Raw genomic sequence first — 7,697 nt, 5'->3', positions numbered from 1 at the left:
GGTTCGGCTACATCGAGCTCGGCGCGGCGCTGGAGGGGGCGGAGGGGGTGTCCGCGATCGCCTCCTTCGTCGAGAAGCCCGACGCGGCGCGCGCCTCGGCCTTCCTGGCCGGGGGGCGGCACCTCTGGAACGCGGGCATGTTCATCGCCCGCGCCTCGACCCTGATCGCCGAGCTCGAGCGCTTCGCGCCCGGGCTGCTGGCGAGCGTGCGCGAGGCGACCGGGGCGGCGGGGCGCGACCTCGACTTCGTCCGCCTCGGGCCGGCCTTCGCCGAGGCCCCCTCGATCTCGATCGACTACGCCGTGATGGAGAGGACCGAGAGGGCCGCGGTGGTGCCGGCCGATCTCGGCTGGTCCGATGTCGGCTCCTGGGACGCGCTGTGGCAGGTCAGCCCCAAGGACGGGGCGGGCAACGCCACCCATGGCCCGGTCGAGCTGCTGGATGCCCGGAACTGCCTCGTGCGCTCGGAGGGCATCCTGACCGCGGTGGTCGGGCTGGAGGACGTGGTGGTGGTGGCCACCGAGGACGCGGTGCTGGCACTCGCCCGCGACCGGGCCCAGGACGTCAAGAAGCTGGTGGACCAGCTGAAGGCCGCGCGCCGCCCCGAGGCCGGGTCGCACCGGCGCATGTACCGCCCCTGGGGCCACTACGAGGGGCTGATCCGGGGGGACCGCTTCCAGGTCAAGAAGATCCTCGTCCGCCCGGGCGAGAAGCTCTCGCTGCAGAAGCACTACCACCGCGCCGAGCACTGGGTGGTGGTCAACGGCACCGCCATCGTCGAGAGGGACGCCGAGCGCATCCTGCTGCGCGAGAATGAGAGCGTCTACCTCCCCCTCGGCTCGGTCCACCGCCTGGAGAACCCAGGCATGATCCCGCTCACCCTCATCGAGGTCCAGTCCGGCGCCTACCTCGGCGAGGACGACATCGTCCGCTTCGAGGATACTTACGGGAGAACGTGAGAGGGCGAGCTTCTCGCCCGGCCGCCCACGCTGTTGTTTACGGTGATGCCGGGATTTTTCCTTGAGGCGGGCGGCCCGGTCAGCGCATGACACAGACCGGGCCGCGGCGTTTCCAAGGCCCGAACGTCCGAGCAAGTCTTCGAAAGGTGGCGCAGGGGTGGAAACCTAGGGCAGTCGAATGAGCTTCGTCCTGCCGGAATACGCTGCGTCGCCGGATCACCAGAACTGAAAGCCTCTTCGCACGAAGATGCCGAGTTGGTGTTGCTCGCCTGTATTCCCGCCTGATGCTGCCCCATTCCCGCAATATTCGGGAGCTAATGGAGCAGGCACGACGGGATCAAAGTGGGAAGATTTCAATCGTCCCGCCATACAGGAACGCTTCACTCAACCTTCGGTTGTCATCGTGATGCTCTTTTTGTGTCATTTCATGTTCTCGCTTCCCGAGACGCGGCTCAGCATTACGTGATTTTAGAACAGATTGCTTAATCGCTGAGGAGTGTGAAGATATGTACACAAGAGTTCAGGTGAGGCTCGTCGTTCTTTGGGATCTGTGGGCAGGGAGGCCGCCGATCTGCAGCTGAGGAGGATCTTGGCGAATGATTGATACGAGTGTGGCCGCTCGCGTCGCCGGAGCAGACGGGGAGGGCGCGTTTCGGCCGGTGCGCGTGATCGACCTAGACGTTGGGCAGCATGGATGGCAGCTCGCTTCGAAGCGGGGCCTCGACATCGTCCTCGCGGCGACGATGCTCGTCATCCTGCTTCCCCTCATGCTGACCATCGCGCTGATCGTCAGGTCGGATGGTGGAAACGCGATCTTCGGTCACCTGCGCGTCGGGCGGGGCGGGCGTACCTTCCGCTGCCTGAAGTTCCGCAGCATGGTTCCGAATGCGGAGCAGGCCTTGGCGACGCTGCTCGCGCAGGACCCTGTTGCGGCGGATCTCTGGAATCGGACGCGGAAGCTGCCGAAGGACCCGCGCGTGACGCCGATCGGGCGTTTCCTGCGCGCGACGAGTCTCGACGAGCTCCCCCAGCTGATCAACGTGCTGCGCGGCGACATGAGCCTGGTCGGCCCCCGGCCGGTGGTGCAGGCCGAGCTCATCGAGCAGTACGGGCCCGCGGCGTCGGCCTATCTCGCCGTCAGGCCTGGTGTCACGGGTCTCTGGCAGGTGAGCGGCCGGAGCGACACGAGCTACAGCGAGCGCGTCGCGCTCGATGCCCGGTACGTCCAGAGCTTCTCCCTTTGGGGCGACATCAAGATCCTGGCCAAGACCGTGCCGGCGGTTCTGATGAGGCGGGGCGCGGTATGAGCACGGGGCTCAGCGTCACGCCCTGATCAGGCCCCCCTGCCCTTCCTTCCAGGCAGAGCCCCCTGCGTTTGTCAAGCAAGGCAGGGGTCGCCTAGGCCGAAATCCTACCGGCAGCACCATCACTTGATATCACAATCAAGTTATGATTTCCTCCCTTGGTAGTCGGACGTTAACTCGATTGAAGCGAGGTTAACGTCCCTGAAACAAGGTGATGGACGATGGTTGGACTGGTTCGTTCGACGACCATGCGGCCTTGGTGGCCCGGTTCTCACGGGAGCGTCGAACGCCGCCTTATGGACAAGGACCGGGCTGCCACGATCGAGAGAGGCAGGGGTCCCGCCTTCGGCATCGTGGTTGGCCTGATTCTCTCCATTCCTTTCTGGCTCGCGATCGGCTTCATCCTCTTCTGACCAAGGCCGGGCCAAACGGTCCTTGAGCTTCACACCCTGTCTGCCGGTGAGCTGACCAGTCTCCCGAGATCGCCCGAACGCGCTTTGCGAGCGCCTCGGCCATGCCCGGCACCACCCTCGCCACATCGCCGCAAGCAGGTAGCCTCCCCCACCGCTCCGGCGTGTCCAATTCCACACGCCGGCAAGCCGATGCTGCGTCAATCTCGTGAGAAGGCTAGTCGGTCGGATAGCCGTCTCATACGATGGACGAATGAACGCCCAGTCGTCATTCGCATCCCTGGTCCGGCATCGTCCCATGAAACCCAGCTCGCACCGGGCCCTCGTGGCCACCTCCCTGGCCAGCACCTTGACCCTGCTGCTGCCGCCCCTCTCCGCGGAGGCGCAGACGACCTTCAGGGCCGAGGACACGGCCCGCGGCGTCACGGTCCTCACCCGGCAGCGGCCCGAGTTCGACCCGCTGGGCGTGAGGCTCCCCGGCTTCCGGCTGGACGCGTCCGTGGACGCCGGCGTCGGCTATGACGACAACCTCGTGCCCGGCCAGGGGGAGAAGCGCACCGGCGCCTTCGCCCAGCAGCAGCTCGCCGTCAGCGGCGCGACCACTTGGTCCCGGCACGCGCTCGGCGTCACCGCGAGCCAGGCAACGCGGCAGTACTTCCAGGACAGCGACCTGAACTGGCTCGACTACAGCGCCGGCGCCTTCGGGCGCTATGACATTGGCCGGGCATCATCGCTGCAGTTCCGCTACGACCACATCCGGAGCCACTACGAGACCGACAACTTCGAGGTCCAGCAGGAAGGGTCGCGCGTTCCGATTCCCTTCGATACCGACATCTTCCAGGTCGGCGGCACGGCGGCCTTCAACCGGGTGCGCCTCGGCACGACCGTCGACTACCGGCTGCAGCGGTACCAGGACGTGACGGTCGGCAACTTCCGAGACATCACCTCCGTCAACGACCACAACATCCTCCTCGGCGAGTTCACGGCGGACTACGCCTTCGTGCCAGGCCGCTATATCCTCGCCCTCGTGCGGCTGCAGGACATCACCTACCGCGAAGCCTCGCAGAGCGGCCGCGACTCCTTCACCTGGGAGGCCCAGGGTGGCCTCCAGTACGACTTCACGGGCCTGTGGCAGGGCCGATTCGTCGCGGGCTACCGTAACCGGAACTACGAGGAGCCCGGGCTGAAGTCCCTCTCCGGCGCGGCCTTTGAGGGACAGATCACCTATGTCCCGACCCAGCTCACCACCCTCTCGCTCGGCCTCTCGCGCACGATCGAGGAGTCGATCCGCGAATCGAGCGTGAGCTTCACCCGCACGGCGGCCCGGCTGACCGTCGACCATGAACTTCTCCGCAACGTCATCGTCAGCGGCGAGATCCGGGCGGAGCGGCGGCAGTATCCCCGCGGCGTCGGCACCGTCTCCGACGGCATCGGACTCGTCCAGGCGCGCTGGTCGCTGAACCGCAACATCGCGCTGATCGGCCTTTACCAGCACACCGAGCGACTGGAGGCGCCGAACGGCGTCAGCGAGTACGGCCGCAACCAGGTGCAGCTCCGCCTCCGCTTCTCCCTGTAGGCAGAGCCTGCGCCCGGCTGGCCGGGCGGGCTCCCGGCCACGGGGCCGCAGGCGGTGCTGGCCGAGCCGGCCCGGAGCGGGAAAGAGAAAGGGGCCTCCGGACATGCCGGAGGCCCCTTTCTTATTCAAGCGTGCCCGATGCAGGAGCCCGGCCGCCGAGGGCGGCCGGTCCTGTCTTCGTACTACAGCTTCCGGTCGGAATTCTGGGCAGCGACCGAGACCGGCGCGCGGCCGAACTGGAACTGCTGCGCCAGCGCCGCGCTGAAGGGCGCGACGGCCGACCAGCGGAGGTGGATGCCGTCATAGAACCCTTCCTCGCCGATCAGCCCTGCCGAGGCCGCATCCCAATACTCGCCCCCGAAAGGCTCGATGGCCTGGCGGATCCGCGTGCTGAACTGCCTGAGCACCGCGCCATCGGCGTCGTAGAGGGCCCTCCACTCCGGGTGCATGGGAGTGGAGGCGACCATCAGGCGGCGGCCCTCCTGCTTCATCTTGGCTGCCATCTGGCCGAGAGCCTCGAAGCAGGTCTGGTCCAGACGTTCCACAGCGCCGTAGAGCAGCGTGTCCCGGTCCCCCGTCATGCGGACGGGCCCGCTGCCGTAGCGGTCGAAGACCAGCGGATCGACCGCGTTCTCTCCCGAGCGCTGCTTCGCCACGGTCATCGCGTTGCGCAGGAGGGAGCCCGGGGAGAAGTACTTGATGTAGTAGGGCCAGGGGGAGGCCTTGCCGAAGACATAGGCGTCGGCATCCCTGGCGTCGAAGACCTCGGTGCGGAACTTGGTGCAGGCCTTGAAGTCCTCAGGGCTCGCGATCAGCAGGACCTCCCGCACGCCGGAGTAATGCTGGAGAAGCCAGTTGCCGGCATAGGCGCTCTGGTTGGCCGTGAGGCCGCAGAACCCGCCATTGAGCGGGATCGCCGCCGGCGTCTCCTGCGCCACCACGTCCCCGTCGAAATGCCGCCAGGCCACGGACGAGCCGATGACGAGCAGGTTGGGCCTGCGGTCCGGGTTCTCACGGTGGAAGGCGAGCTTCTCGTCCACGCAGATGGAGTTGGCGAAGCTCGGCGGCGGCAGGTTGTCCGTCGCCGACAGGCCGAAGAGGAAGAGATAGAAGAGCAGGAAGCTCCCGGCCAGGCTCCCCAGCATCGTCCAGATGTAGCGCGGCTTGATCTCCGCGCGCGGGGCATCCCCCTTCCCTCCCCCGCCCGATCCGGCCCGGCCGGGTGCGACGCGCCTCTCCGATGCGGGAGCAGACATGGCTTCAGCGTGCCTCCAGCTTGGATTGGATAAGTTGAGCGAACTCGCCCACGTTGTGCAGGGATTCCAACTCGGCCGTGCGGAAGCGCAGGCCGAACCGCATCTCCGCCGCGACGACCAGGCTCACATGCGCCGCGCTGTCCCAGCCATCCACATCGTCGGCGGTCGTCTCGGGGGTCAGCTGCAGGGTGTCGTCGTCGAAGACTTCCCGAAAGACGCTCGTGAGGTTGCTGTAGACTTCGGCCTCGGTCATGACATCACCGCTTGTTCGATGCTGGTTTCGACTTGGATGAAATGGGCTGGCACGGTCGCCGTGCCAATCTCCAGGCGCCAGAACAGCGCGTCCGGCTGCGCACCCTCCGGCGAGGCGCAGGGCGTGAAGCCAAGCCTTGCATAGTGCTCGGCCACCATGCTGTTCCGCCCGCTCGGCCTGTACTCGCCGACGAGAGCCTCAATGCCGCGCCGCCGCGCCTCCTCGATGAGCACGCCGAGCGTCGCCTGCTCCACCTGCCGGCCGAGCACGCGGCAGCTCATGAGCCAGGTGTCGATCAGCAGCTCGCCGCGCGGCAGGGCGGGATCCGGCCGGGCGAGGATGACGCTGATGAGCCCGTTGTCCCCGAACTTGTCGCTGAGCCGCACGGAAAGGGCGAGCGCCTCGGGATTGGTGGCCAGCTCCTCCACCGCCGCCTCGGTGTAGCGGCGCGTGGTCAGGTTAAACTGGTTCGTCTTGTTGATGAGCTGCGTCGCGCGCGGCAGGTCGCCCGCGCCGATGCTGCGGGCCGTCATCACCATCCCGAGCCCGCGCAGGTAGCCATCCATGTCGGATGCCTGCTCCAGCGCGGCCCGGCGCTCCTCGTTCAGCGCGTAGGCGCGCCCGCGCGCCGCGTCGTCCGCGGTGAAGGAGACGGTCTCGAAGTATCCCGCATCGGCCACGCGCTCGGCATAGCCCGCCACGTCCTCGGGTAGTTCGGGCACGCCGACCTCGGGCAGCTCGCGACGGATGATGTCGCGCTCGGCCGGGTTGTCATCGACGAAGACGAGGCTGTCGAGGCCGATGTTGAGGGTCTTCGCGATGTGGCGCAGGTTGCTGGCCTTGTCCGTCCAGTTCGCCACGAAGCAGGCGATGTCGGCCCGCCTGAGGGCCATCTCGGGGTGGTTGGTGAAGGCCGCCTCGGCCACCGCCAGGTCGTTCTTGCTGCAGACGGCCAGGATGACGCCCCGCTTGCCCAGCAGCGCCGCGTAGCGCTGGAAGGAGAGGAAGGCCTCGCCCGTCGCACTGCCCTGCCCGAGCTTGATTCCCTCGATGCCGTCATCCCCGATGACCCCGCCCCAGAGCGTGTTGTCGAGATCGAGCACGAGGCACTTGCGCGAGAGGCCCGCGGCGGCGCCCGCGATGCGCGCCACGAGATCGCCGTAGAAGGGCGCGAGCACGTGGCTGACGAGCTGCTTCGCCTGATGCCAGCGGACGGGATCCGCAAGCCCGATCCCCTGCCCGTGCCGCGCGGCCACCCAGGCAAGGTCGAGCAGCAGCACGCCCTCCTCCCGCGCCGCCGCGCGGATGGCGACGTTGAGCCGCTCGACGATCGCGGTGGGAGATGCCGCCACCAGCCCCTCGAAGGAGCCGAAGACGGGCGGATCGGCCGCCACCAGGGTCTGCTGCACGACCTGCGCGGCGAAGCGCTGCCGCGCACGGCGCCAGAGGGTCCGCAACTCCTCCACGCGGCCGCGAACCGCCTCCGCCACCGCTTCCTCGGAGGCTTCGAGCGGAAGGTTCAGCGGCGCGTCGCGCGCATCGAGGGCGAGGAGGACCATCTGGGGCTGGAAGGCCTCCAGCTCCGGATCATGGCCGAGCAGGGCCTGACGGTACTGCCCGTAGGGCGCCACATGCACCGAGAGAGCGAGGCGCCGCGCGAGGCCCGCCACGCGGATGCCCGGCGCCAGATGATCGACGGTGTGGGAAGCGAGGATGGCGAGCCGATAGGGCATCAGCCCCGCCGCCGCCGGCTCCGCGCCCTCGGAGAGGGCGCGGGCGGCAAGCTTGTCGATGCGGCCAGTCGCCGTGAAGTCCCGCCGATAGCCGGCGAGGCGGACGGCTTTTACAAGGGCTGCCGAAGGATCGGCCTCGCGGCGCGCCGCGGTGATCGCCACGGCGAGATCCGGATGGGCTGGAAGCCAGGCGAGCTGTTCCATGT

At 67.8% G+C, this 7,697-nt stretch carries 6 protein-coding genes; 3 read left to right on the top strand and 3 right to left on the bottom strand.

The window, feature by feature from the left end; translation table 11 throughout:
* The 3 genes from FHS87_RS09800 to FHS87_RS09790 all read left to right on the top strand — a co-directional run.
* Nucleotides 1-959: mannose-1-phosphate guanylyltransferase/mannose-6-phosphate isomerase (locus FHS87_RS09800; protein WP_184517006.1), on the top strand; the 959-nt coding region annotated here is incomplete at its 5' end.
* Between the two features lie 659 nt (nucleotides 960-1,618).
* The gene (locus FHS87_RS09795) at nucleotides 1,619-2,266 is read left to right on the top strand and encodes a sugar transferase (RefSeq protein ID WP_312861950.1); all 648 of its coding nucleotides are present in this window, start codon (nucleotides 1,619-1,621) and stop codon (nucleotides 2,264-2,266) included.
* A 705-nt stretch (nucleotides 2,267-2,971) separates the two neighbouring features.
* Nucleotides 2,972-4,249, top strand: a complete 1,278-nt coding sequence (locus FHS87_RS09790; RefSeq protein WP_184517000.1) for an outer membrane beta-barrel protein — start codon at nucleotides 2,972-2,974, stop codon at nucleotides 4,247-4,249.
* Nucleotides 4,250-4,431: 182 nt separating this feature from the next.
* Here the strand turns inward: FHS87_RS09790 and FHS87_RS09785 are convergent, their stop codons facing one another.
* From FHS87_RS09785 to FHS87_RS09775, 3 genes are read right to left on the bottom strand one after another with little or no spacing between them, the layout of a single operon-like run.
* On the bottom strand, nucleotides 4,432-5,505 hold the full coding sequence (locus FHS87_RS09785) for a hypothetical protein (RefSeq protein ID WP_184516997.1): 1,074 nt from the start codon (nucleotides 5,503-5,505) through the stop codon (nucleotides 4,432-4,434).
* 4 nt (nucleotides 5,506-5,509) lie between these two features.
* Nucleotides 5,510-5,758, bottom strand: coding sequence for an acyl carrier protein (locus FHS87_RS09780; protein WP_184516994.1), 249 nt, complete (start codon nucleotides 5,756-5,758; stop codon nucleotides 5,510-5,512).
* On the bottom strand, nucleotides 5,755-7,695 hold the full coding sequence (locus FHS87_RS09775) for an HAD-IIIC family phosphatase (RefSeq protein ID WP_184516992.1): 1,941 nt from the start codon (nucleotides 7,693-7,695) through the stop codon (nucleotides 5,755-5,757). Before FHS87_RS09775 ends, FHS87_RS09780 begins: the two co-directional genes overlap by 4 nt.
* Nucleotides 7,696-7,697: the final 2 nt, after the last annotated feature.

It is taken from the genome of Muricoccus pecuniae, assembly GCF_014199205.1.
Classification (GTDB): Bacteria; Pseudomonadota; Alphaproteobacteria; order Acetobacterales; family Acetobacteraceae; genus Roseomonas; species Roseomonas pecuniae.
Note: the sequence above shows the minus strand (reverse complement) of the source record. Positions and strands in the feature narration are given on the sequence as shown.

Coding starts and splice junctions, on each gene's coding strand:
- FHS87_RS09790 (WP_184517000.1), top strand. CDS start 2,972: ATGAAACCCAGCTCGCACCGGGCCCTCGTGGCCACCTCCCTGGCCAGC.
- FHS87_RS09780 (WP_184516994.1), bottom strand. CDS start 5,758: ATGACCGAGGCCGAAGTCTACAGCAACCTCACGAGCGTCTTTCGGGAA.
- FHS87_RS09775 (WP_184516992.1), bottom strand. CDS start 7,695: ATGGAACAGCTCGCCTGGCTTCCAGCCCATCCGGATCTCGCCGTGGCG.
- FHS87_RS09785 (WP_184516997.1), bottom strand. CDS start 5,505: ATGTCTGCTCCCGCATCGGAGAGGCGCGTCGCACCCGGCCGGGCCGGA.